Raw genomic sequence first — 25,088 nt, forward strand, 5'->3', positions numbered from 1 at the left:
GAGGAATTCGAATGAAAAAGAAAATTGCAGAATATGAAGTTGGTGAACAAGTCGATGTTTTCTTGTTAATTAAAACAGCGACAAAAGGTTTAGCAAGCAATGGGAAACCATTTTTAACAGTAATCTTACAAGATCCAAGTGGAGATATTGAAGCGAAGCTATGGGACGTATCGCCAGAAGTTGAGAAACAATATGTAGCAGAAACAATCGTTAAAGTAGCTGGTGATATTTTAAACTACAAAGGACGTATTCAATTACGTGTGAAACAAATCCGTGTTGCGAATGAAAATGAAGTAACAGATATCTCGGATTTCGTAGAAAAAGCCCCAGTGAAAAAAGAAGATATGGTTGAAAAAATTACGCAATACATATTTGAAATGAGAAACCCGAACATTCAGCGTCTAACAAGACATTTGTTAAATAAGCATCAAAACGAATTTTTAGAATATCCAGCAGCTACAAAGAACCATCACGAGTTCGTATCTGGACTAGCTTATCACGTTGTATCGATGCTTGATTTAGCGAAAGCTATTGCGGCTTTATACCCATCGTTAGATAAAGACTTACTATATGCAGGCGTTATTTTACATGACCTTGGTAAAGTAATCGAATTATCTGGCCCAATTTCTACAACATACACGTTAGAAGGAAATTTATTAGGCCACATTTCTATTATGGTGAACGAAATTGGTAAAGCAGCAGACGAGCTACAAATCGATGCAGAAGAAGTATTAATTCTTCAACACATCGTCCTTTCTCACCACGGAAAAGCAGAATGGGGTAGCCCAAAACCACCATTAGTAAAAGAAGCAGAAATTCTGCACTACATCGATAACTTAGATGCAAAAATGAACATGATGGACCGTGCATTAGGACGCACAAAACCAGGTGAATACACAGAGCGTGTCTTTGCACTTGATAATCGTTCGTTCTATAAACCGACGTTCCATAATTAATAATGTGAATCAAATGGCCTCATTAAGTGTTAATAAGCTTAGTGGGGCTGTTGTATAATGATAATAAAGTTATTGAATTTTGATTATTAAAAAGCTAAGAGCCTTACTACATTCTACGTAGCAAGGCTCTTTAAAGTTGTTTCAAATTACATCCATCTGTTCGTTCAAGTGTAACTATTCGCAATTATTTGATATTATACAGGTGAATAGAAAGATACATTAAAATTTAGTTTTGTAGTTGTAAAAGGAGGTTATTTATCCAACATTAACGGGCAGTAAAACTCCCACCTCAAAATTTGGCTGGAGCAAAGAAGTTAGGTGGGGGGGCGGGCTGCCCGTAAACGTCCGATTGGTGAGGGCTGATTATAGGTTCACTTTATATTATTCTCTTATAATTTTCCAAAAAGGAGAGTTTATGAAAAAGATTATTGTTTTTGTATTAACAATATTTATATTATTCTCAGGATTTGCAACACAAAGTTATGCGTTGTCAGATTCGCAATCTGCGGCAATACAAGCGTTGCTAGATGATGCCTGTCGTATATCAGGTGTGCCGGGAATGTCAATCTCAATACTTGCTGATGATGAAGTGTTCTACTTTTCTTCAGGGTATGCAGACCGTGAAAAGGGGTTGTCTGCAAGTGAAAATACACTCTATGAGTTAGCCTCGGTCAGTAAAGCTTTTACCGGTATGGGTATTATGCTATTGGAAGAGCAAGGGCTGCTTTCAATGACTGACCCTGTCCAAAAATATTTACCTTGGTTTACATTAAAATATCAAGGGAAACCTGTTGATATGCAAAGTCTTACACTAAATAACTTTCTTCACCATACCAGTGGTCTAACAAATATTAGGCATCTTCAAAATATTCCACAAGGCAATACACCGGATATGTTGCAAAAGACTGTGGAAATGCTCGTGGATGCTGAATTGGCGTTCCCTCCCGGTGAACAGTATAACTATGGAACCGTTAATTATGACGTATTGGGTTTGGTTATTGAGATTGTGTCGCGACAGAGCTATGAAGACTTTATGAAGGAACAGGTATTTCAGCCGTTAGGTCTTCACCAGACGTATGTTTATAAAGAAGCTGCTCAAGCCACTGGACAGTTGGCACAGGGCTACCGTTCTTCCTTTTTTATGACAACTCCATTTAAAGCTCCGGATTATGCTGGGAATAAACCCGCAGGCTACATCATTTCTAATACAAAAGATATGGCGCGTTGGATGGGCATACAGATGGGGATCGTGCAGGACATACCCGAAATATTTCACATGGTTATCGAAAAATCACATAGGGGTGATATGTCTGTTTCGGCTGTCAACGGTATGTATTATGCGGCAGGCTGGTCCGTAAACGCCGAACAAACGATTATAGAACACACTGGGGGCAATCCAAATTTCAGAACCGAAGTAGTCATATTGCCAAATGAACGAACAGCCGTCTCCTTGCTGAGCAACGGCGCAAATACCAATACAAACATGGTACTAAAAGTTAAAGATATATTAGAAGGCAATCTAACTCAGTCATATGAAATAAGCGGCACACAGCTTTTGGATATCATTTTGTCGTCTATCACAATTATTCTTTGCCTATTGGCCGTTTTGCTATTTCTCTTAGGATTACGCAGAAGGAGAACGAATGAGCGGCAGCCAATGACAAAAAAGAGAATAACCGTAACAGTTATTTTCCTGACCGCTACGATTGCCCTGGGTATACTGTGCTGTGCTTTCGATTGGTCAACAATACTTATGTGGCGAACATATAGTATTCTTACAGCTTTGATTTCGTCAGCATTATTAACAGCAAGCATTACATGGTTTGTATACACTCACCGATAAAATACCTTGCTCCCAAGATAAGCATAATGTTAAGTCATTAAATTTCAATTTATCCCGCTTTAATGGGCAGTAAGACCCCCAACTCAAAATTCAGCGAAAGCAAAGAAGTTAGGTGGGGGTCGGGCTGCCCATAAAAGTCCGATTGGTGAGGGCTGATAATCAGTGGGGGGTGAAGAAAACCCCCACTGATTAAAGTTTCACTTTATTAAAAATGAAATAAAATAGTTAAGAAGTACGCATGGGTGTAACGAAGAACTAATAAAACATATCTTGCCACTAGAATGGGGGCATATCAACTTTTAAATTGAGTACCGCCAGCATTTCAGAAAAAATATGTTAAGCAAAAAATACAATAAGCTGTCCATATGGGCAGCTTATTGTTATTCTACATTGTTCTTAAATAAACGTAATATTTGTTGAGCATCTGTATCCCTTATTATGTAATGTTCTAGATTTTTTTGTTCTTCATGATCTTGACGAGCAATTACAACTTTTTTATCCTCTAGCCAAATTAAATATGTTTCATTGGAACCATCTTGGTAATTTACATTCATTTGATAATCAATATTTGCTTTGGCCTCATCATCTAGCAAAAGAGGAATAACTCTTTCTCGATCCTTATCTATTCCTGTATGTTCCATGGATTTAATAATTTGATCAAACTCTAGATTTATAACTGCTTTTTTATTTTTTACCTTAGCGGATATAAGCTCAATTTTCTTTATTTCCTTTCCTTGAAAGAAAATAGGTTTATGATTTTCCTCTTGTTGTATTGAGGCAGTTTTTACTTTTGGTTGTTCAGTAGTAGATGTACTACCAGTGTTTGTCTCAGTGGAACAAGCGGATAGATATAGGAATAATGATAAGGTCAGTAATGATATATTTTTATTCATAAATTAACCCCTTTCTTTTATGGATAATATTCCTTTTCACCATGTAATAAACCTTTTTAAAGGGGAGAAGTTGTCTACTCTTCGTATGAATACTTTATCCCGCGTTAATGGACAGTAAAACCCCCACTGATTATTAGCCTTCACTTTATCATTCTCCAGTTCAAAATGTTATCCAATAAAAAAATATCTCGAATTTGAGATAAATAACTTGCTTTTTAATCACTTGAGTTGTAAAGTGATAGTAACGAAAGCGATTGAGTCATATGAAAAACATACACTCACTTGCTTTCGATTAAAAAAACGAAGTAACTTATTTAGTAAAAACTAAGATGAATTTACAAAAACATAATGAGAATAAATTGAAAAGCTAAGAAGCATATTATTTTTTAGATATCACTTGACTAGTAAAATGAAACGGAGGAATTATCAATGTATGAAATTAAAGGGCATCATCACATTTCAATGGTTACAAAAAACGCGAGTGAGAATAACCATTTTTATAAAAACGTGCTTGGTTTACGCCGTGTGAAAATGACGGTAAACCAAGATGATCCGTCCATGTATCACTTATTTTACGGAGATAAAACAGGAAGTCCAGGTACAGAACTATCGTTTTTTGAAATGCCTTTAGTAGGAAAAACGTACCGTGGTACGAATGCAATTACGCGAATCGGATTACTCGTTCCGTCAGAGGAAAGCTTACATTACTGGAAAGAACGATTTGAGAAATTTGATGTGAAACATAGTGAAATGACAACATATGCAAATCGTCCTGCTTTACAATTTGAGGATGCTGAAGGTCTTCGCCTCGTGCTACTCGTTTCAAACGGAGAAAAAGTGGAGCACTGGGAAACTTGGGAGAAATCAGAAGTTCCTGCCGAACATCAAATTCAAGGAATGGGTTCTGTAGAAATGACAGTGCGTAGACTTGATAAACTGGCGAATACATTAACAGATATATTTGGTTATACAGAAGTTAGCCGAAGCGACGAAGAAGCGATTTTCCAGTCTATTAAAGGAGAAGCCTTCGGAGAAATCGTTGTGAAATATTTAGATGGTCCTACTGAAAAGCCAGGCCGCGGTAGCATTCATCATTTAGCAATTCGTGTAAAGAACGATGCAGAGCTTGCTTATTGGGAAGAACAGGTAATACAAAAAGGTTTCCATTCTTCAGGCATTATCGACCGTTTCTACTTTAAAAGCTTATACTTCCGTGAATCAAACGGAATCCTATTTGAAATTGCGACAGATGGACCAGGATTTACAGTTGATGGCGATGTAGAGCATTTAGGAGAAAAACTTGATTTACCGCCGTTCTTAGAAGATCAGCGAGCAGAAATTGAAGCGAAATTAGCACCTATTGAAGAGAAGTAATAGAAGAGAAAATATAAAGTGAAACTTTAATCATTGGGGGCTTTATCTCCAATGATTATTAGTTGAACCAATCGGGCTTTTACGGGCAGTTGATCCCAACCGAACTTCTTTGTTTTCTCTGAATTTTGAGGTGAGGATCTTACTGCCCGTTAATGCGGGATAAATTTAAAAACCATTGGAGGAATATAAAATGAACCAATTAAAAGGAATTCACCACGTTACAGCAATTACAAGTAGTGCAGAAAAGAACTATGAATTTTTCACTCACGTTTTAGGAATGCGTTTAGTTAAAAAAACAGTAAACCAAGATGATATTCAAACGTACCATTTATTCTTTGCAGATGATAAAGGTAGTGCAGGAACAGATATGACATTCTTTGACTTCCCAGGTGTTCCAAAAGGAGTACACGGTACAAATGAAATTTCAAAAACTTCATTCCGCGTTCCAACTGATGCAGCACTAGCGTATTGGGTGAAACGTTTTGACCGTCTTGAAGTAGAACATACAGGCATTAAAGAGCAATTTGGTAAGAAAACTCTTTCTTTCGTTGATTTTGATGATCAACACTATCAATTAATCTCAGATGAATTAGATAACGGGATAGAATCAGGTACACCATGGCAAAACGGTCCAGTTCCATTAGAATATGCAATTACTGGCTTAGGCCCTGTATTTATCCGCATTTCAAACTTTAGTTTCTTTAAAGAAGTGTTAGAAAAAGTTCTATTATTTAAAGAGATTGCTCAAGAAGGAGAATTCTATTTATTTGAAGTAAACGAAGGTGGAAACGGTGCTTCTGTCATTGTAGAACATAATACGGTTCTTCCTGAAGCACAACAAGGTTTTGGTACAGTGCACCATGCTGCATTCCGCGTAGAAGATCGTGCTGTATTAGAAGAGTGGATTGAGAGAATCGGTAGCGTTGGACTTCCGTCATCTGGCTATGTAAATCGTCACTTCTTCGAGTCATTATACGCAAGAGTTGCACCACAAATTTTATTTGAATTTGCAACAGATGGCCCAGGATTTATGGGAGATGAGCCATACGAAACACTTGGCGAAAAATTATCTTTACCTCCATTTCTAGAGCCAAAACGTGAAGAAATTGAAAAATTAGTTCGTCCAATTGATACAGTGAGAAGTACGAAGGAATTTATTAAAGAGTAAAAATAGAGATAGTAAGTAGGAGAGCAAGTAGTTTTAGCGGAGTGCTGGAACTGCTTGCTTTTTTATTTATCCCAGTAAGTTTTCTGACAATTGTTTCTCAAGTTATTAAAAAGGGAAACTTTGGTATAATTAATTAAAATATTAAATTTTCTGATAATTATTTTTCAATGCATAGAAAAGGAGTGGTAATATACAATTTTGATAATTGTATAAAAATCCTAATTTTGCAATTTTGGAGAAAAGGGGATGCGAGTGTATGGGAGCAGATGTAGTAACAAGGGAGCAAATGAAACATTCTTTAGATGATTGGTATCGTGTAATGTTGCAGCAAAATATAGAGAAAGCTACGGAGATGAAGGAAGAGATTGATAGTAAGATTAGTGGTTTGGACGTGGATCAAGATGTATTGCTTTATCATACATTATTAAATTTTAGATATGATGCATTAGTTGATTGGATTTCAGTTAGAGAAGATAGCTTTGATAAAGTGGAATCTTTCGAAATTCCAACAGAAGGATTTTTAGCTTATTATTATCACTTTTTCAAAGGATTTCATTGCACATTAATTTCAAATTATAACGAAGCGAAAGAACAGTATGAACAAGCGGAGAAGTTATTGAAATATATTGCAGATCCGATAGAACATGCGGAGTTTCATTATCGGATGGGGAATTTCTATTATCATTCCTATCAACAAATCAATGCGATTGATTATTTGAAAAAAGCAAAAGAAGATTTTACGAAGCAACAAGGATATGAGATTAATTTTGCTTTATGTGAGAATATTTTAGGGTTATGCTATGTTGATTTAAATCAATTTGAGTTAGCAGAGGAGATATTTAATCACTCCCTAAATATTTTTCAGCAAATTGATCATGAAAAATATATTTTAATGGTTAGAAATAACTTAGGATTGCTATATGCAAATCAGAATTTATCAGAATTAGCAATTCGGCATTTATCCGAAGTAACAAAGAAAGCTCCTAATCATTTTAGAGCACTTTACTTGGAAGCTGATGAATATTTAAAAATAAATGAATTTGAAAAAGCGAGTGTCATAATAAGTAAAGGATTACATATTTGTAACCAGTTGAAGAATCAAGAATATCAATACCGATTTATGGTTTTAAGTGAAATGAATACAAATGTTGATGCATTAGAGGAGGCTGTTATAGCGGGAGCTTCTTACTTTGAAAGAGAAGAGTTGTTTGACTGTATTCAGGAATATACAGAACGCTTAGCAGATAAATTTTATAATGTAAACAATCATGAAAAGGCTAGTAAATACTATCGTATGAGTAACGAATCAAGGAAAAAACAGGTGGCAAAAGGGGCGTTAAAATAATGAGAAAAATTGTGTTAACAGTAATTGGATTTGCATTTACTTTTTCAGTTTTAGGTTCCCACAATTTTAATGCTGTTGCTCTTAATAAGGGAGACACAGGAGGAGCACCAGCAAGACCAGACTATGTTAGCTTTAATAAGGGGGATACTGGTGGAGCGCCAGCAAAACCAGACTATGCTAGTTTTAATATAGGAGACACGGGAGGAGCACCAGCTAACTTCAATAAAGGCGATGGCGGCGGAGTAAGCCAACTATAATGATAAAGAAAGGGACTTCAACATGAAGTCCCTTTCTTTATCATTAGGGTATGTAGAGAAAAGAATTGACTTACTTTAAATGTGTAACTATAATAGTTACAAAACGACCATCATTAATAGAAGTAAGTAATATTTTTTTAGTATAATTGTAACTAACGTAGTTACAATTAAAAATAATCATAAAACAACCAAATAATGTAAAAACTTTAAATAGCAACAAGAGAAAGGAGACGGGAATTTTGAAACGGTTTAAATTTTATTTTATTAGCGGTATTGTGCTCGTTTTGTTAATCGTATGTAACTTCGTTGATAAGCCGATTGCAAAGGTTGGAGAAGTGAAAAATACTGTTATGATGAAGCTGAATACGAAAGAGAGTATGGCGCAAATTGATGGACAGACGATTTACTTTAAGCAAATTGGTGAGGGCAAGCCGCCTTTACTTATGCTTCACGGGTTTGGTGGTTCTTCAGATGGGTTTAGTGATATTTATCCGGAACTTGCACGAGATCACACGATTATCGCGGTTGATATTTTAGGATTTGGACGTTCTTCGAAGCCGGTTGATTTTCAGTATTCGTTTCCTGCGCAAGTGAATTTATATTATAAGTTAATGAAGAAACTCGGATACGATCAATTCGCAGTACTTGGTCATTCGATGGGCGGAGAGATGTCTCTAAATTTAGCGTATTTATATCCGGATGCAGTAACGCATCTCGTTTTAGCGGATTCTACAGGGATCGAGTCTTTCCAGCAAAAAGAAAGCTATGAAGTGCCGCCGCTATCAACGGACTTACAAACTGTAACAGAGATTACAGATTATAATAAAAATGCAGTGAAAAATAGTCGCGATGATAAAGAGCATTATGATCAACTGACGAAAATGAGAGAGCGCCGCATCGCGATGGAGGCCGATAAAATTAAGGTGCCGACTTTAATTATATGGGGACGACACGATAAGAGCGTTTCTTGGAAAAATGGTGAACTGTATCATGAGCTATTTGCGAATAGTACGTTCCATATCATTGAAAAAGGATACCATGCACCGTTTCGCCAGGAACCAATAGAATTTATGGAATATGTACAAGCGTTCTTCGCGAAGAATCCGCAATAAATTTTAAGCATAAATCCACTTCTTTCCTCATACAGTGAAACTAATAAGGCTTGTCTAAGGAAAGGAATGAAGTTGCGTGGAAACTTTACCATGGTGGGTGTATCTTGTAATCGTCGGGATCGTATTAAGTGGCTACATGGTTTTATATACTTCAAAAAAAGAGCAAGAGATGGATAATGAGTTTATCGAAAAAGAAGGCGAAGTGTATATGAAGCGTTTAGAAGAAGAGCGAGAGAAACGGAATCAGGATACTGATAAGGATTCGGTATTGCTTTAATAGAAATTTTGAAAGGCTACCAACTAGTAGAACTTTACATCTAGCTGGTAGCCTTTTTTTGCTGGAGGAGCAGTATATGTTCATCAAGCTAAGCTTATACAAGTTGAATTTACCTGTATACAATATTCATCATGAACTTTTATTGATGGTATTTATATATTTTTTTACTCATAAGAATGGAACTAGTGCAGTATTTACTGGGGGGGATTAACAATGCATAGGGATGAAACATCATTACATCCTGATACAGGTGTTACATCTGTAATGTTTGTTGAGCGTTCATTAAATGAAATTCGTTTTTGGTCTAGAATCATGAAGGAGCATTCTTTTTTTCTTCGCTTAGGGTTTAGATGTGAAGATACGCAACTAATCGAAGAGGCTAATCAATTTTATCGATTGTTTGAACATATCGAACAAATAGCGCATTCCTATACAAATGAAACAGATCCTGAGCAAATAAAAAGATTTAATGCAGAAGTACAACAAGCCGCAACTAATATTTGGGGATTTAAACGAAAAATTTTAGGATTAATTCTCACATGTAAATTGCCAGGACAAAATAACTTTCCATTGTTAGTTGATCATACAAGTAGGGAAGCTGATTATTTTAGAAAACGTTTAATACAATTAAATGAAGGTAAATTAGATGCTCTTCCTGATGCTATTATTAAAGAAAATGTTTTCTTTTTAAGGATTATGGCAGACCATGCTAAATTTATTGGTCATCTTCTTGATCCATCGGAAAGAAAGCTTGTAGACACAGCGAGGAATTTTAGCAATGATTTTGATGAATTGATGTATCAAGCAATTGACTTAGAATCTATGAAACCACAATCTCAAACAGTCCCACTTTTAGATCAATTTTTAGATCAAAATCGTGTGTCGGTTGCATCTCTTCGGGATTTTAAGAAAACAGCACGTGATTTAATTGAGCAATGTAAAATAAAGAGTATCATTCATCCATTATTAGCAGACCATGTTTTCCGTGAAGCTGATAGATTTCTTGAAATCATTGATATGTATGATGTTCACCTTACAAATATTCAATCACAACCTAGATATTAGAAGATAAAGAAAGATACTATTTTACTTTCAGCTGAGAAGTTAACAATTTATTGTTAGCTTCTTTTCTTTGTGAATAAAATTTCTTTTCGTTTAGTAAATTTCCCTGTGAAGACTTCATAAATCCCTTTGACCAAATATGTAATTCTCTGTAAAATGATATATATGGAAAGATTATGAATATACAGGAAATCTATTGATATTAGATTCTAATAAATTGTTCGGGGGGAATTTATTAGTTAAGTATATTAACTTGTTTGCACTGAATTTTACAAATAAAGGGGTATGAGTAATCATGAAAGCAAAGAAATTAGTAAGTTTAGTGTTACCAGTTATGTTATTGAGTGGTTGTATTACAATTGAAACTGATGGTAAGAAAGCTGAACCAAAGAAAGAAGAAACGCAAAAGGTAGAGAAAGAGAGTAAGTCAACTGATAGAAAGAAAGAGGATAGCTTATCTGTAGCGAAAGGTGAAGATACAAACAGTAGTTCATCAAGTAGTCAACAAAGTTCTTCTTCAAATAATTCTACTTCTTCTAATTCTTCAACTGGTAAGGTAACTGGTTCAGATGTTGAAAGATACAAGGCAGATATTATAAACAGTGCCACTCAAATTGAAGATACAATGAAATTAATTGAAGGAATAGCAGATTCAGACGTAAAATCATACAAGCAAAAGAAAAGTGAAGTACAACTGAGTTTAGGTGGAGCAAAGGCAACTGCAACGAAACTGAAGAATCTACAAGCGCCTCCTGAATTACAGGGAGAACAAGCGAAGATAAAGCAATCGATGGAACTGTATGCGGGTTGTTTTCAACTTCTCTTTGATGCATTAGACCAAGAAGACGAGAGTAAAATGCATCAATCATTAAGTAAAGCACAAGAAGGTTCAAAACTGTTTGAAGAAGCAGCGAAGAGTATCGGTAGCAAAACTAACTAAGAATAAATTACTTAAAGGGGTATGAGGTATAAAAGTGAAAAAACTAATAGCTGCTGCAGTTCCAGTTGCCATATTATTAAGTGGTTGTGTTACAGTAAAAGATTCGGCAAATAAAGAAGAAAAGACAGAAGAAACGAGTAAATCTAAGGCTGCTGAAACGAAAGAAAAATCAACTAATTCGAAAGAAGAAAGTAAAGATGTTCAAAAGGTTGGAGTTTTAGATGAAGATTATGCACAATATTTATTAGATATTGAACAGGATATGTTAAGACGATTTGATTACTATGACGCTTCTGTAAGAGATTTGAGAAATGGAAGTAAATCAAAAGCTGAGGTATTAGATAGTATTAAAGACATCTATAAAGTATTTGATAAGATAGAGAAGATTTACGCACCGCAAAAACATAAAGAAGACCAAAAAGAGATTGAAAGAGCGACAGGTAAACTAAGAGAGACATTCGGTGAAATAGAGAAGTTATTCAACGATAAAGGCTTCAGCTTAGAGACCGATACGGAAATCTTAAATAAAGCAAATACAAAATTAGAGGAAGCAAAACGTATTTGGAAACCTACATTCGATAAGTTAAGATCCGAAATAAAAGGTGATACAGCCACAGAAAAATCTACTAGTACAACAAGTACTTCTACACCGACAAACCCAACTACTGGTATTCAGGCTCAAACAGACAAAAGCCAAGCTAAAACGGGGGTATTTGTAGGTACAGTTGGTACAAGTGAAGAGTTAGGAATTAATTATGGAAACATGGAGAAGAACATCAAAGATGGGACTGAGATTATTGGTAACTGGGGTATTGATTACGGTAGTGGCATAAAAACTACGTTAGTACTAAAAGGTGATAAAACATTTGAGTCCTATGCGAATGGTTCTTATCCGAATAAAGATAACTACTCAACAGGAACATATGCGGTAGATGTTCCGTCATTCCAGTTGTCCTTAAAAGTAACAAAAGCAGTTAAAGACGGTCAAGAAGTAAAGTTAACAAATGATAGTATGATGTATAAATTACAAAACTATGATGGAAACACATTACAAATTTATCATATGGATGATAACGTTCGTATTCGTTATGCAAAACAATAAATAGTTGGCAAAAAACTCTGTAATAAATTTTACAGGGTTTTTTTGTTCGTTCTAATTGTATTTCTTCATTAATTTCCCTGGCGCTATCCATATTAGTATAAGTTGAGAAATCAACAAAACGATTTTCTTTTTGGAGAATGATAAGAAGGAATAGCGTATTTTTTATGTCTCCTCCTGTATTTACTAGTGTTCATTAGTTGTATTATTGTTCGGGAAATTATTATAGAAGAAAAGTATATAAAACCAGCGTGATATAAAGTATGAAATAGCGCCATTTTACTATGTAACGCAAAAGTTGCACCACCTACGCAACGACAACTCGCTTTACTCTTCATCAGTTATTTGCCCATACTAGACGTAGAGAGGTGATAAACACAGTATGATTTTTAGTGAACGCTTGAAACGAGAACGAGAAAAACGAAATTGGTCGCAACATGATTTGGCTGAAAAAATTCATGTAAGTAGACAATCTATTTCGAAATGGGAGACGGGAAAGAACTATCCGAGCATTGAAATTATTATTCATTTAAGTGATCTGTTCGGTATTACGATTGATGAGTTGCTAAGGAGTGATGAAGAGTTGACGCAAAAAGTAATTAACGATAGCAAACAATTAGCATATCCAAAATGGAAGGTGTTTTTCGATAGTTTATTTATGATGGGCGTATTTTTATTTCTTACAAAAATCGTTGTATGGACGCTAAATAAGTTTGCCGGAGCGAGCATTACACTTGTAGCAGATGCACCGTATGTAATGAATTTTTTACCCCTCATATTAATGGTTATAAGTGGCACGGCTTCTGATAAGTTGAAGAAAATATATAGATAGAGGAAATAATTTCTCCGCACTAGCTGTTCTTTCTACTCAAATTGTGTACTATAAAGGATAGGATGACATAAAGAAGGGGACATTTAGAATGGAATTTCATGAACAGAAGATTTTGCCGGCAGTGAGGCAAATTAAAGATTTGGAAAAGCTATTACATAGTTCATATGAGTATATTGTTATTTTAGATATTCATGTTGGTCAATTGAAGAGTGTTGTGTCACTTGCGAAGCAGCATAGTAAAAAGGTGTTTTTACATGTTGATTTGATCCATGGATTACAAAGTGATGGGCATGCGACGGAGTTTTTATGCCAAGAATATAAACCGTACGGGTTACTGTCGACAAAGGCGAGCGTGATTATGAAGGCGAAGCAAAAGGGTGTCGTCTCAATTCAACGCATCTTTTTAATTGATTCTAGCGCGATGGAAAAGAGCTGTAATTTGCTAGAAAAGACGAAGCCGGATTATATAGAGGTGCTTCCTGGTGCGCTAACGGATGTGATTGCTGAAGTGAAAGAGCGTACTGGTGTCCCGATTTTAGCGGGTGGTTTCATTCGTACTGTGCAAGATGTTGAAAGAGCTTTAAGTGCTGGTGCGACAGCAATTACGACATCAAAAAAAGAACTATGGAAACATTACCAAAAAAAGTGACGAAAATGTGAAAAAATTCTGTTGACACCGCTTTCATGAAAGGTTAACATTATAGACAAGTTAATAAACGTGACGGAGAAAAGAAGAGATCCACATTTTATTGTTTCTATATATTTTTATATAGAAGCATGTAAGCTGTGGATCTTTTTCTTTTGAAAAAACGAATGGCCATTCATTTTACCTCTATCACATTTGAACGCATTTAAATTGATTGTGGAGGGATTTTATGTCAGCATTTTTAGGGGAATTAATAGGGACAGCGTTGTTAATCGTACTTGGTGGCGGCGTTTGTGCTGGTGTAAGTTTAAAGAAATCGTTTGCGAAAGATTCTGGATGGATTGTTATTACAATGGGCTGGGGCTTAGCAGTTGCTATGGCAGCGTATGCAGTTGGATCAATTAGTGGGGCACATTTGAATCCGGCTTTAACGATAGGACTAGCATTTAAGGGAGCGTTCCCATGGAGTGACGTACCAGGTTATATCGCAGCACAAATGATTGGGGCAATTATCGGGGCAGTTATCGTATATTTACATTACTTACCACACTGGAAAGAAACAGAAGATCCAGGAACAAAGTTAGGCGTATTTGCAACAGGTCCAGCAATTCCGAACACATTTGCAAACCTTTTAAGTGAAATGATTGGAACATTCGTTTTAGTATTTGGTATATTAGCAATTGGAGCAAATAAATTTGCAGATGGTTTAAATCCATTTATCGTAGGTTTCTTAATTGTAAGTATTGGTTTATCATTAGGTGGAACGACAGGATACGCGATTAACCCGGCTCGTGATTTAGGTCCGCGTATCGCACACTTCTTCCTTCCGATTGCAGGAAAAGGCGGGTCGAACTGGAAGTATGCATGGATTCCAGTAGTTGGTCCAATTCTAGGTGGATCACTTGCAGGATTATTCCATCAAGTTGTATTTGAAGGAAAACAAAATGCAGCACTTATTTATGTGATTATTGCAACTGTGATTGTACTAGCAATCTCTTATATGACAAGTAAAAAAAGTGAAAGCACTACAAATAGTAGAAAAGTAGCATAGGGGGAAACCATTATGAAAAAATATATTCTTTCTTTAGACCAAGGAACAACTAGCTCACGCGCAATTCTTTTCAATAAAAAAGGTGAAATTGTTCATTCAGCTCAAAAAGAGTTTACACAACATTTTCCAAAGCCAGGCTGGGTAGAGCATAACGCACAAGAAATTTGGGGATCTATTTTAGCAGTTATCGCAACTTGCTTAAGTGAAGCAGATGTAAAACCAGAACAAATCGCTGGTATCGGTATTACGAACCAACGTGAAACAGCGGTTGTATGGGATAAAACGACTGGAAAACCAATTTACAACGCAATCGTATGGCAATCTCGTCAAACAGTTGAAATTTGTGATGAGCTAAAAGAAAAAGGTTATAGCGAAATGGTTCGCGAAAAAACAGGTCTTTTAATTGACGCATACTTCTCTGGTACGAAAGTAAAATGGATTTTAGATAATGTTGAAGGTGCAAGAGAAAAAGCAGAAAACGGCGATCTATTATTCGGAACAATTGATACGTGGCTTGTATGGAAATTGTCCGGCGGCAAAGCGCACGTAACGGATTACTCAAATGCATCACGTACATTAATGTTTAACATTCACGACTTACAGTGGGATGATGAGCTTCTAGACATGTTAACAGTGCCAAAGAGCATGCTTCCAGAAGTACGTCCATCATCTGAAATATATGGAGAAACAATTGATTATCACTTCTTCGGTCAAAATATACCGATTGCAGGTGTAGCTGGTGACCAGCAAGCAGCATTATTTGGACAAGCTTGTTTCGGTGAAGGTATGGCGAAGAACACTTACGGAACTGGTTGCTTCATGTTAATGAACACAGGAGAAAAAGCAGTAGCTTCTGAGCATGGCCTATTAACAACAATTGCATGGGGTATAGATGGTAAAGTAAACTATGCATTAGAAGGAAGTATTTTCGTAGCAGGTTCTGCAATTCAGTGGTTACGTGACGGAATGCGCATGTTTAAAGATGCAAGTGAGAGTGAAGTATATGCTTCTCGCGTTGAATCAACTGACGGTGTATACGTGGTACCAGCATTCGTAGGATTAGGTACACCGTACTGGGATAGTGAAGTACGCGGCGCTATGTTTGGTGTAACGCGCGGTACGACGAAAGAGCATTTCATTCGTGCAACACTAGAATCTTTAGCGTACCAAACGAAAGATGTATTATGTGCAATGGAAGCAGATTCAGGCATTGAACTGAAAACATTACGCGTTGATGGCGGAGCAGTTAAAAATAACTTCTTAATGAAGTTCCAAAGTGATATTTTAGATGTTCCTGTAGAGCGTCCAGTAATCAATGAAACGACAGCTTTAGGTGCAGCATACTTAGCTGGTCTTGCGGTTGGATATTGGAAAAACCAAGATGAAATTAAAGAACAGTGGCATATGGACAAACGCTTTGAACCAACGATGGAAGCGAAAACAAGCGAAGAGCTATATGCTGGATGGAAAAAAGCGATTGAAGCAACAAAAGCTTTCAAATAATCATAAACAGTGTTATAATGGTGACAAGTTAATAATTCGGTAGGAGATTTGGAGAGACCACAACACGCTATAGAGGCGAAATCTATAGCGGAGTTCGTGGTCTCTTTTTTCGTTATCAAAGGGAGGAATTACCATGAAATTTTCAAGTAAACAACGTAAAGACGTATTAAACGGAGTAAATAAACAAGAGTTAGATGTGATCGTAATTGGTGGAGGTATTACTGGTTCTGGTATTGCATTAGATGGAGCAACACGCGGGTTATCAACAATTGTGTTTGAAATGCAGGACTTTGCAGCAGGTACATCAAGTCGTTCAACGAAGCTTGTACACGGTGGTCTACGTTATTTAAAACAACTTGAAGTGAAAATGGTAGCAGAGGTGGGGAAAGAGCGTGCGATCGTATATGAGAACGGTCCCCATGTAACAACACCAGAGTGGATGTTACTTCCGTTCCATACAGGCGGTACGTTCGGATCATTCAGTACATCAATTGGTCTTCGTGTATATGACTTCTTAGCAGGCGTAAAACGAAGCGAGCGCAGAAAAATGTTTAACCGTGAAGAAACATTAAACAAAGAGCCTCTTGTAAAAAAAGAAGGATTAAAAGGCGGCGGTTACTACGTAGAATATCGTACAGACGATGCGCGTCTTACAATTGAAGTAATGAAAGAAGCAATTGAACACGGTGCGAAAGCTGTTAACTACGCAAAAGTAGACGGTTTCTTATATAAAGATGGAAAAGTATGCGGTGTACGTGTAATCGATTTACTAGATGGCGAAGTGTATGAAGTGTATGGTAAGAAAATTGTAAACGCAGCTGGTCCTTGGGTAGATACACTTCGTGAAAAAGATAACTCAAAAAAAGGAAAAGTACTTCAGTTATCAAAAGGTGTGCATTTAGTAATTGACCAAAAACGTTTCCCACTAGGGCAAGCTATTTACTTCGATACACCAGATAAACGTATGGTGTTCGCGATTCCTCGCGGCGGAAAAACATACGTAGGTACAACAGATACGTTCTATGATAAAGACGCAGCTGTACCGCACATGACAACAGAAGATCGCACATATATCATTAACGCGATTAACTACATGTTCCCAAGTGTGAAAATTACAGAAAAAGATGTGGAGTCAAGCTGGGCTGGTGTACGTCCGTTAATTTATGAAGAAGGTAAGAATGCATCTGAAATTTCTCGTAAAGATGAAATTTGGACTTCTGAATCTGGTTTAATTACAATCGCAGGTGGTAAATTAACAGGATACCGTAAAATGGCTGAAATGGTAGTAGACTACGTAACGAACCTACTACAAAAAGAAGGTCATAGTGCATATCCGAAGAGCGATACGAAACATATGCCAATCTCTGGTGGACATGTAAGTGGTTCACACGGATTCCCAGCATTCGTTGCGAAAAAAGCAGATGAGGGTACGAAATCTGGTTTAACGAAAGCACAAGCAGAAGAATTTGCGAAATTCTATGGCTCTAACGTTGACGTACTGTTCGACTTAGCGAAAAAACATAAAGACGAAGCGAAAGAATACAACATGCCGCTAGACGTTCTAATCCCACTTGTATACGCAATGGATTACGAAATGACAGCAAAACCAGTTGACTTCTTCGTACGCCGCAGAGGCGCTGTGTTCTTCAACATCCACTGGGTATACGAGTGGAAAGAAGCAGTAATCAACTACATGGCTGCGAAACTAGGCTGGAGCAAAGAAGAGCAAATGAAATACACAGCTGAATTAGAAAAAGCATTAACAGACGCTGTCATTCCTGTAGATCAACAAGAACAAGCAGCTGCATTAGCGTAAAATAGAGAAACACCTGAAGAGAACCTCTTCAGGTGTTTTTTATCCTTTTCGGCAAGAAGGCTCCATCTGATTTGTGTTACGGGTGAAACCCAACAATTCAGGTGGAGATGAATTGCCGTCAGAAGGTAGTCTGAACTCTTTTGTTTTTTTGTCTTACGATACAATCTGCCCTTAGATAAGGAGGGAATATATCTTAAGATAACGAAATTGGATAATAATCATCATTTGTTGACCTTGACTAAAAATAAATAAAATGTGTTACAATGATGATAGAGTATATAGTATGAATTTTGCATAAAATAAAGAAGACAGAAGCCTGAGAAACTTCTGCCTTGTGTAACCTAACTTACTATTGTGGTGGTAGTAGATGCGGTTATAAGACAATTACATTAACGTTTTAGCCGAGAACCGCCCTTACCTTTTCCACGAAGCAGGGTGGTTCTCGCTTTTTTGTATACAGAAATTAGCCACGGACCGACGTATCTTCTACCGATGACAACGCCAGCTCCGGTTAGGATACCATACACTAATTTAATTACAAACATCGCGATCATTCTATCACCTCCCCCCTTTTTTCAAAATGGAAGAGATGATTATCACACCTACTAGTTATAGCTTATTAAGTTACATTTCAATTGTATTATGTTTTAAAATAGGGAACAAGACAAATGAATACGGATATGAGGTGCAGCATGAAAAAATTAATTACTTATGACCCTGAAATCCAGATGGCATATCTGTATGTAATTCCATTCACTTCAGAAATTGAGATTGAATCGACTGAAGAGTTGGAAGAAAATCCAAAACTGAATGTAGATATAGATCAATTTGATCGTATAGTGGGGATTGAGTTTTTTGGAGAAAATGCTCGTAAATTAAAAGGATTAACAAATAGAAGTAAAATATATAAAAAGAAAGCTTCAAATGATAATAAATACATATACTCATTTAGAATTTCTCAGGATATTCATTTGCAAAAAGTGTTATTTCAAAACGTTGTATTTTATTTTGCAGATAAGAAGTATGAAGAATTTATTGGTTTTGATATTATCAAGCCATCTTTGTATGACCATGAAATATTAGATTCTTTAAGTGAGTGTTAGGAGGGAAGAGGACTCGATTGAATGGGTTCTCTTTTTCATTTAGCGATGAGGGGAATCTTGACGATAGAAAACTAACACAAAATCCTTATTGCAAACTTAAAAAGCGCCTTGGGAGAGAGGCGCTCTTTATGTGAATGTATTGTAACGACTATTCGGTTTATTATATGTAAGTTGCTGAGGAAGTGATTTATAAAAAACATTATTGCCAAACGGATTTTTTTTATAAATTTATAAAACTTTTCCATACAGTACGTCGTCTAATATATGGGAAGGAGGAAATGATGTGGATGAATTAACGGTAGAAGCGTTTGAAATAGAAGATAAGGAACTCCTTATCGATGAAATCATGAACAAGTATGGACAAGAAGTCTTACAACTTGTGTATTCATATGTAAATAATAAAGAGGTTGCTGAGGATGTAACGCAAGATATATTTGTGAAATGTTATAAATCTCTTCATACATACAAAGGGAAGTCGAATGTGAAAACGTGGTTATGGAGAATTGCGATTAATCAATGTAAGGACTATATAAAGAGTTGGTATAACAAAAAGGTGATCGTGGCAGAGGATGAATCTGCTTATATTGGGGTTCAAAATGATAGTGTCGAACAAATTGTCATTCAAAATGCGGAGGACCGTGAGCTCGCTTCTGCAGTAATGAATTTACCGATAAAATATCGAGAAGTTATTTATCTATTTTATTATGAAGAATTATCAATTAAAGAGATTGCTATTGTAATAGACGTGAAAGAAAACACGATAAAAACGAGACTGAAAAAAGCGAAGGAGCTTTTGAAGAAAGGATTGGAGGAATAATCAAATGGAAGATCGATTAAAAGGCCTGCGAAAATCAATGGAGAATACAACGTTTAAACATTTGAGTTTTTCTGATCAACACCGAAAGCGGGTGCGCGAAAAAATCAATGCATCACACGAAAAGGAAGAGGACATCTCTTTAGCCATTTTACAACTCCTCAGTAATGAAAAAACAGGATACGAATTGTCACAGCTGTTACGAGGGAGAGGGATTCGAAAATTCGAAGGAAATGAAGGTTTTTTATATACCGTATTACATCGTCTAGAACAGAATCGTTTTATTCAATCTAGCTGGGATCATGCAGGAGCAAAATATTATCAATTAAATGATAAAGGAAGAAAGATGCTGCGAAAGGCAGAAAAAAATGTTACGAAGGTACAATTTATATTAAAAGGCTTAGTACAGGAGTGAGGAGAAATTGAATAAAAAAGGGGAGCGTTTTGTAAGCGAGGTTACGAATCATATTAAATCAAAAGAAGCGAAAGATTTTGTAGCAACTGAACTAGAGTTTCACTTAAAACAGGCAAAGAACACATGGATAGAAAAAGGATTAAGTGAGGAAGTTGCTGAAAATAAAGCTGTGGAACAAATGGGAAGTCCGAGTAAATTAGGGCGAGAACTTAACAAACTGCATAAGCCAAAGGTGGATTGGTTTTTACTTATTTTATTAGTGACTGCTATGGGGTTAGGGTTTTTACCGGTTATAGCTTTTGGATATATGAATGATTTACTAATGAATAAAGTGATATCTGTTATTCTCGGTATTGCAACAGTTGTAGTTATGATGCTGACTGATTATCGGAAGTTAGAAAGATTCGGGTGGCTGTTTTATACAATTGGGGCACTTATCTTGTTAATATTAAATTATTTTCCGAACGTTTTGGTGGCTGGAGAACCGTTAATAAAAATTGGTCCCGTTGCAATTAGTCGTTTAATGGCAGTGCCGTTCTTTTTTCTAGCTTGGGCTTCTTTTTTCAATAATAGTAGGTTGAAAGTTAGGTATCTTGTCGCCCTATATTTATTTTCTCTGTATTTATTCTTAATTGGAGCCGCTTTTTCAACGATGTTTATTTATATCACGATGGTCTTCGTTATGCTTTGGTGGAGTAAATTAGGAAAGAAAACGGCAGTGATTATTACAGCTGTGCCCATTTGCTTATTTGTTATTAGGATGTCCTTTTCCTTACATTCAGTGAAAAATTACTACTGGCCTACCTTTTTAGCATATATAAATCCAGAGCGTGATGCACGTGGCGCAGGGTTTATGTATATACGTTTAAAAGAGGCGGTGTCGTCAGCAGGTTGGTTTGGTACATATGGAGATATAAAATTCATCCCTGCTCCGGATACTGATTTTGTATTTGCAAGTTTGACTTACTATTATGGGTATTGGCTTGCGCTCATTCTTGTCTTCGTTCTTTCGCTTTTTGTAGTAAGATTAATAGTCATCTCTTATAAAATAAATGATCGGTATGGTAAATTGCTGCTTGTTGGTGGAGTGACTCTTTTTGTATTCCAGTTCATTTATAATGTTGGAATGATACTAGGATTATTGCCGATTGCTGCTATATCCTTACCTTTTATTAGTTACGGATTAACGCCGACTGTATTTCATGCGCTTATAATGGGGATCGTGCTGAGTTTATATCGGCGTAAGGATATTTCATTTAGAATGAGAAAAACACCTTAATATTTATATAAGTTGTCTATAAAAGTATTCATTATTATGATCAAGTACAAATGTAAATAGATAGTAGAAGAGGGTTATGATAAATAACCCTCTTTTCGTGTTTAAATAAGTGCACTCTCTTTAATAGAAATACATAATTCAGAACGAGAGATTGATTCAGCTAGTTGTTGTAAATAGGAGTATTCTTCCGCATTTTTTTCGGAAGTGTTAGGATCTAATAAAGGTGAAGATAGAAGTACATCAAGTGTAAGTATGTCTGCGTCATGAGAAATGATGTGATAACCTGCAAATACAGGGCGTTTTAAGTCTTTTACTTTTTGAATCATTTTATGGAATTGCGTAATACTTATATGGATTGTGGCTAGTGGAAGACATTTTTCGCTAGGGTTCTCGATAGTCTTTCTAATTTTATAATCGTATACGTAATAGTACTTTTCTTGTTCTTCTAGTTTTTGTAACTCTTTCGTTAATAAATGGTATGTATCTGTAAGACCAGTTGTGAGTGCATCGTGTTCTGCGCCAACTAATAATGTGATAGGTCTTGGTGATGAGATTGAGAGAGGGCGGATGTTTAGGTCAGTAAAAGTAGGATTAGATTGTAAAATGGTATGTAATTTTTCGGTAGGAAACACGCCGTCATAAATAGCAATAAAATAATGGTTCATCTTGTCACTCCTTAGCTTTTTCTAAACTGATATATTCTATTTTTAAGGTGTAAATCCTGCATAAAAAAAGAAACACCTTGAATCATCAAGGTGTTTTCGTTATAAGCTCAAAACTCTCCGAATTAGCCCCAAGTATAAAAGGACTAACCTCGCCAACGCTATAAAGTTGCAGTTCATGCATTGCGCGCGTGCAAGCAGTGTAGAACAATCTACGAACGCTCTCGTCGCTGTATACATCTTTAGAAGTATTGTAAATAATAACAGCATCAAATTCGATACCTTTCGCTAAGTAAGCAGGGATCACGACAATGCCTTGCTCATACTCGGCTGAGTTACTTTTCACAAGTTTAATATTGTCGATATGACGAAGTGCTTCGTAGGCAGCGGCGCTTTCAGCTGCAGATTTACATATAATTGCGATCGTATTGTGCTGCTCTTTTTGTAGTTCAGCAACTTTGGCAGTAATATGCTCGTGCAGTTCGCTGTCATTCAATACTTTCGTCACTGTAGGTTTCTCACCGTCACGTTCAAAGGCGTGAATGTTCTCTCCTTCCGGTACGAGAGCACGTGTAAATTCAATAATCGGTTTTGTTGAGCGATAGCTACGAGTTAAGTTGATGCCGTTCGTTTCATCTGGTCCGTATAAGCTAGTAAGTGTGTTGAAATTCACTGCTTCACTCGCATGGGCAAATATCGCTTGGTTAAAGTCTCCGAGTACAGTCATTCTTGCAGCAGGGAAGAGACGTTTTAAAAACTCAAATTGAAACGGTGAATAATCTTGTGCTTCGTCTACGAGTACATGTTTAATCGATCTATTCGTTTGGAAGCCTTCAATTAATTCTTTTAACAGTAAAAATGGAGTCGCATCCTCGTAATATAGCTTTCCTTCATCAAGCATGTTTACTGTTAAGGAGCAAATATCGTCCCACTCTTTCGGTTTTTCCCCAGCAACCCATGATGCATCTGTGAAGAGTTGTTTATATATGCCTGTGAAGTTGATGAAGCGCAATGTTTGAACACCTTTACGAAGCGGCTTCAATTTTTTACGGACAATCATACGTCCAAGTACTTTCGTTTCTTTCTCAAAATCATTAAAGGAGTTGTCGTCAAACTCGCCTTTTTTCTGTAAATATTTATAAGCCTTTTGGTATTCATCTTTACTAAGTAATTCAATTTCCTCTTCTACCCAAGGCTTTTTCAGTTCTGTTTTTTCAATTGCATCTATTTGTTTATTTAGCCAATCCGTTAACTTTTCAATTCGATTATGGAAGCGGAGGGAGGAGTCAGTATTGTAAAACTGCTCTGTAATTTCTTTAGCAGAAGCAATTAACTTTCCTCTAAATTTCATTCCTCTAAATAGCATGCCTGAAGATTCAAGAGATTGTCTGTACGCTCTAATCATCTCGAAAAATTGAGTAGATGCTTTAAATCGAATGCTCGCATTTCTCGTTTTATAGGTAGGGCTATTCGTTTCAGTTAACATATATTCTAATTGTTCATAAGGGTCTTCAACATCAAATGACTTACTGAGTCTATGGTTTAAATATTCTTGGAATGTCACTTGCTGCATATTTTCTTCACCGAGTTCAGGTAGTACGTTAGATACGTAGCTGTTGAACATAGAGTTAGGGGAGAAGAGAATAATTTGATCAGCTTTTAACCATTCGCGATATTTATATAGTAAGTAAGCGATTCGTTGCAGGGCAGCTGACGTTTTACCGCTACCAGCAGCTCCTTGCACGATAAGGAGTCGGCCTTCATCGTGACGAATAATTTCATTTTGCTCGCGCTGAATCGTAGCGACGATGCTTTGCATATGTTTATTCGTACCTTTTCCAAGCGCTTGTTGCAAGATTTCATCACCAATTGTAAGGCTCGTATCGAACATAGAATCAATCTCGCCATTTTGAATAATGTATTGTAATTTTTTCTCCACATTACCGTGGATTACGCCTCCTGGTGTACTGTATTCAGCCGGTCCTGGTGGATAATCGTAGTACACACTCGAAATAGGTGCGCGCCAGTCATATATAAGAAAGTTTTCTCCGCTTGCATCAGTAAGTGTAGCTACGCCGATATAAATTTTCTCCGCAGCAGATTCTCCTTCTTCTTTAAAATCAATTCGTCCGAAATAAGGTGCTTTATGCATACGTCTTAATGCGGCAAGTCGATTAAAGGTGTGCTTATGGGTAATTTGTGTGACAGCTAGTGACTGAGCTTGTTGTCTCAAGTTGATAACTGTTTCAAGATAATCATCGAAAGTATCAGTATTCACTTTCACGTCATCCCAAAAGTGTTTACGAATATTGATTACTTCTGCCCGACGTCTGCCAGTTTCGTTTTCCAGTTTATCAATTTGCTCCGTAATCGTTTCTATTACGGTATCCAATCGTTTTTGCTCTAAATCAAGTTTTTTGTTCATACGTAAGCACTCCTTTAAAAGTGAAAAATAGAGGTTGACTGAAGATGTGTTTTGGTGTACAATTAAGATACGGATAAATACGTTCTGTGTATTTTTGAAAACGTGTTTCTGTACTAATTTAACATAGTTTCTTAATTTAATCAATGATAATAAGATAAACCTTGGTTCCGTGTGGCGTGAATCGAGGTTTTTTTGTGTTTTTCTTTAAGGGAGAAT

The 25,088-nt window shown here is 36.4% G+C and carries 24 protein-coding genes; 20 read left to right on the forward strand and 4 right to left on the reverse strand.

All coding sequences use genetic code 11. The annotated features are described in order from the left end of the window. The first annotated feature begins 11 nt into the window (after positions 1-11). Both yhaM and JDS99_RS12250 read left to right on the forward strand, forming a co-directional pair. A complete protein-coding gene (gene yhaM / locus JDS99_RS12245; RefSeq protein ID WP_000726645.1) occupies positions 12-956 on the forward strand; it encodes a 3'-5' exoribonuclease YhaM in 945 nt (314 codons plus the stop codon). A gap of 415 nt (positions 957-1,371) precedes the next feature. Next, a complete protein-coding gene (locus JDS99_RS12250; protein WP_097890548.1) occupies positions 1,372-2,799 on the forward strand; it encodes a serine hydrolase domain-containing protein in 1,428 nt (475 codons plus the stop codon). Between the two features lie 380 nt (positions 2,800-3,179). Here JDS99_RS12250 and JDS99_RS12255 read toward each other — a convergent pair whose 3' ends face one another. Continuing rightward, positions 3,180-3,692 carry a hypothetical protein gene (locus JDS99_RS12255; protein WP_088121560.1) on the reverse strand — a complete coding sequence of 171 codons (513 nt, stop codon included), beginning with the start codon at positions 3,690-3,692 and terminating at the stop codon, positions 3,180-3,182. A 429-nt stretch (positions 3,693-4,121) separates the two neighbouring features. Here JDS99_RS12255 and JDS99_RS12260 point away from each other — a divergent pair, with 429 nt between their 5' ends. From JDS99_RS12260 to glpD, 14 genes are all read left to right on the forward strand, one after another. After that, a complete protein-coding gene (locus JDS99_RS12260; protein WP_088121561.1) occupies positions 4,122-5,066 on the forward strand; it encodes a ring-cleaving dioxygenase in 945 nt (314 codons plus the stop codon). A 190-nt stretch (positions 5,067-5,256) separates the two neighbouring features. Beyond that, positions 5,257-6,234, forward strand: coding sequence for a ring-cleaving dioxygenase (locus JDS99_RS12265; RefSeq protein WP_088080549.1), 978 nt, complete (start codon positions 5,257-5,259; stop codon positions 6,232-6,234). A gap of 256 nt (positions 6,235-6,490) precedes the next feature. After that, entirely contained in the window at positions 6,491-7,579 is a 1,089-nt protein-coding gene (locus JDS99_RS12270; protein WP_097906868.1) for a response regulator aspartate phosphatase, read from the forward strand. Then, positions 7,579-7,836, forward strand: a complete 258-nt coding sequence (locus JDS99_RS12275; protein WP_199695138.1) for a hypothetical protein — start codon at positions 7,579-7,581, stop codon at positions 7,834-7,836. The genes JDS99_RS12270 and JDS99_RS12275 overlap by 1 nt, the downstream gene beginning before the upstream one ends. 239 nt (positions 7,837-8,075) lie before the next feature. After that, positions 8,076-8,948 (forward strand): alpha/beta fold hydrolase, encoded by an 873-nt coding sequence (locus JDS99_RS12280; RefSeq protein ID WP_000819463.1) that lies wholly within the window; start codon positions 8,076-8,078, stop codon positions 8,946-8,948. Between the two features lie 76 nt (positions 8,949-9,024). Continuing rightward, on the forward strand, positions 9,025-9,225 hold the full coding sequence (locus JDS99_RS12285) for a sporulation YhaL family protein (protein WP_088062310.1): 201 nt from the start codon (positions 9,025-9,027) through the stop codon (positions 9,223-9,225). Positions 9,226-9,438: 213 nt separating this feature from the next. Beyond that, positions 9,439-10,290, forward strand: coding sequence for a DUF2935 domain-containing protein (locus tag JDS99_RS12290; RefSeq protein ID WP_087985653.1), 852 nt, complete (start codon positions 9,439-9,441; stop codon positions 10,288-10,290). 292 nt (positions 10,291-10,582) lie between these two features. Continuing rightward, positions 10,583-11,227, forward strand: coding sequence for a DUF7018 domain-containing (lipo)protein (locus JDS99_RS12295; RefSeq protein WP_199695139.1), 645 nt, complete (start codon positions 10,583-10,585; stop codon positions 11,225-11,227). A gap of 28 nt (positions 11,228-11,255) precedes the next feature. Then, positions 11,256-12,329, forward strand: coding sequence for a DUF3994 domain-containing protein (locus JDS99_RS12300; RefSeq protein ID WP_097906865.1), 1,074 nt, complete (start codon positions 11,256-11,258; stop codon positions 12,327-12,329). A gap of 379 nt (positions 12,330-12,708) precedes the next feature. Then, positions 12,709-13,158, forward strand: a complete 450-nt coding sequence (locus JDS99_RS12305; protein WP_097906864.1) for a helix-turn-helix domain-containing protein — start codon at positions 12,709-12,711, stop codon at positions 13,156-13,158. Positions 13,159-13,246: 88 nt separating this feature from the next. Then, on the forward strand, positions 13,247-13,807 hold the full coding sequence (glpP, locus tag JDS99_RS12310) for a glycerol uptake operon antiterminator GlpP (RefSeq protein ID WP_000394296.1): 561 nt from the start codon (positions 13,247-13,249) through the stop codon (positions 13,805-13,807). Between the two features lie 226 nt (positions 13,808-14,033). Further along, entirely contained in the window at positions 14,034-14,855 is an 822-nt protein-coding gene (gene glpF, locus JDS99_RS12315; RefSeq protein WP_088062312.1) for a glycerol uptake facilitator protein GlpF, read from the forward strand. 12 nt (positions 14,856-14,867) lie between these two features. Next, positions 14,868-16,358, forward strand: a complete 1,491-nt coding sequence (glpK, locus tag JDS99_RS12320; protein ID WP_088062314.1) for a glycerol kinase GlpK — start codon at positions 14,868-14,870, stop codon at positions 16,356-16,358. Between the two features lie 133 nt (positions 16,359-16,491). Next, on the forward strand, positions 16,492-18,174 hold the full coding sequence (glpD, locus tag JDS99_RS12325; RefSeq protein ID WP_064473814.1) for an aerobic glycerol-3-phosphate dehydrogenase: 1,683 nt from the start codon (positions 16,492-16,494) through the stop codon (positions 18,172-18,174). A gap of 389 nt (positions 18,175-18,563) precedes the next feature. Here glpD and JDS99_RS12330 read toward each other — a convergent pair whose 3' ends face one another. Continuing rightward, complete coding sequence (locus tag JDS99_RS12330; protein WP_000561154.1) at positions 18,564-18,728, reverse strand: hypothetical protein; 165 nt, start codon at positions 18,726-18,728, stop codon at positions 18,564-18,566. Positions 18,729-18,866: 138 nt separating this feature from the next. On the opposite strand from JDS99_RS12330, the gene JDS99_RS12335 reads away from it, so the two are divergent. The 4 genes from JDS99_RS12335 (at position 18,867) to JDS99_RS12350 (ending at position 21,785) form a co-directional block, all read left to right on the forward strand. Next, positions 18,867-19,277 carry a DUF2283 domain-containing protein gene (locus JDS99_RS12335; RefSeq protein ID WP_088062315.1) on the forward strand — a complete coding sequence of 137 codons (411 nt, stop codon included), beginning with the start codon at positions 18,867-18,869 and terminating at the stop codon, positions 19,275-19,277. Positions 19,278-19,560: 283 nt separating this feature from the next. Further along, positions 19,561-20,094 (forward strand): sigma-70 family RNA polymerase sigma factor, encoded by a 534-nt coding sequence (locus JDS99_RS12340; RefSeq protein WP_060489197.1) that lies wholly within the window; start codon positions 19,561-19,563, stop codon positions 20,092-20,094. A 4-nt stretch (positions 20,095-20,098) separates the two neighbouring features. Beyond that, complete coding sequence (locus JDS99_RS12345; RefSeq protein WP_088062319.1) at positions 20,099-20,506, forward strand: PadR family transcriptional regulator; 408 nt, start codon at positions 20,099-20,101, stop codon at positions 20,504-20,506. A gap of 7 nt (positions 20,507-20,513) precedes the next feature. Beyond that, a complete protein-coding gene (locus tag JDS99_RS12350; RefSeq protein WP_199695140.1) occupies positions 20,514-21,785 on the forward strand; it encodes an FtsW/RodA/SpoVE family cell cycle protein in 1,272 nt (423 codons plus the stop codon). Between the two features lie 101 nt (positions 21,786-21,886). Here JDS99_RS12350 and JDS99_RS12355 read toward each other — a convergent pair whose 3' ends face one another. Further along, positions 21,887-22,450, reverse strand: coding sequence for a hypothetical protein (locus JDS99_RS12355; protein WP_098133219.1), 564 nt, complete (start codon positions 22,448-22,450; stop codon positions 21,887-21,889). Between the two features lie 85 nt (positions 22,451-22,535). Beyond that, the gene (helD, locus tag JDS99_RS12360) at positions 22,536-24,872 is read right to left on the reverse strand and encodes an RNA polymerase recycling motor HelD (RefSeq protein ID WP_199695141.1); all 2,337 of its coding nucleotides are present in this window, start codon (positions 24,870-24,872) and stop codon (positions 22,536-22,538) included. Between the last annotated feature and the right edge of the window lie 216 nt (positions 24,873-25,088).

This window comes from Bacillus cereus group sp. N6 (assembly GCF_016483705.1).
Lineage (GTDB): Bacteria > Bacillota > Bacilli > Bacillales > Bacillaceae_G > Bacillus_A > Bacillus_A wiedmannii.

Coding starts and splice junctions, on each gene's coding strand:
- yhaM (WP_000726645.1), top strand. CDS start 12: ATGAAAAAGAAAATTGCAGAATATGAAGTTGGTGAACAAGTCGATGTT.
- JDS99_RS12255 (WP_088121560.1), bottom strand. CDS start 3,692: ATGAATAAAAATATATCATTACTGACCTTATCATTATTCCTATATCTA.
- JDS99_RS12265 (WP_088080549.1), top strand. CDS start 5,257: ATGAACCAATTAAAAGGAATTCACCACGTTACAGCAATTACAAGTAGT.
- JDS99_RS12330 (WP_000561154.1), bottom strand. CDS start 18,728: ATGATCGCGATGTTTGTAATTAAATTAGTGTATGGTATCCTAACCGGA.
- JDS99_RS12290 (WP_087985653.1), top strand. CDS start 9,439: ATGCATAGGGATGAAACATCATTACATCCTGATACAGGTGTTACATCT.
- helD (WP_199695141.1), bottom strand. CDS start 24,872: ATGAACAAAAAACTTGATTTAGAGCAAAAACGATTGGATACCGTAATA.
- glpD (WP_064473814.1), top strand. CDS start 16,492: ATGAAATTTTCAAGTAAACAACGTAAAGACGTATTAAACGGAGTAAAT.
- JDS99_RS12260 (WP_088121561.1), top strand. CDS start 4,122: ATGTATGAAATTAAAGGGCATCATCACATTTCAATGGTTACAAAAAAC.
- JDS99_RS12305 (WP_097906864.1), top strand. CDS start 12,709: ATGATTTTTAGTGAACGCTTGAAACGAGAACGAGAAAAACGAAATTGG.
- glpP (WP_000394296.1), top strand. CDS start 13,247: ATGGAATTTCATGAACAGAAGATTTTGCCGGCAGTGAGGCAAATTAAA.
- JDS99_RS12250 (WP_097890548.1), top strand. CDS start 1,372: ATGAAAAAGATTATTGTTTTTGTATTAACAATATTTATATTATTCTCA.
- JDS99_RS12355 (WP_098133219.1), bottom strand. CDS start 22,450: ATGAACCATTATTTTATTGCTATTTATGACGGCGTGTTTCCTACCGAA.
- JDS99_RS12275 (WP_199695138.1), top strand. CDS start 7,579: ATGAGAAAAATTGTGTTAACAGTAATTGGATTTGCATTTACTTTTTCA.
- JDS99_RS12345 (WP_088062319.1), top strand. CDS start 20,099: ATGGAAGATCGATTAAAAGGCCTGCGAAAATCAATGGAGAATACAACG.
- glpK (WP_088062314.1), top strand. CDS start 14,868: ATGAAAAAATATATTCTTTCTTTAGACCAAGGAACAACTAGCTCACGC.
- glpF (WP_088062312.1), top strand. CDS start 14,034: ATGTCAGCATTTTTAGGGGAATTAATAGGGACAGCGTTGTTAATCGTA.
- JDS99_RS12295 (WP_199695139.1), top strand. CDS start 10,583: ATGAAAGCAAAGAAATTAGTAAGTTTAGTGTTACCAGTTATGTTATTG.
- JDS99_RS12270 (WP_097906868.1), top strand. CDS start 6,491: ATGGGAGCAGATGTAGTAACAAGGGAGCAAATGAAACATTCTTTAGAT.
- JDS99_RS12335 (WP_088062315.1), top strand. CDS start 18,867: ATGAAAAAATTAATTACTTATGACCCTGAAATCCAGATGGCATATCTG.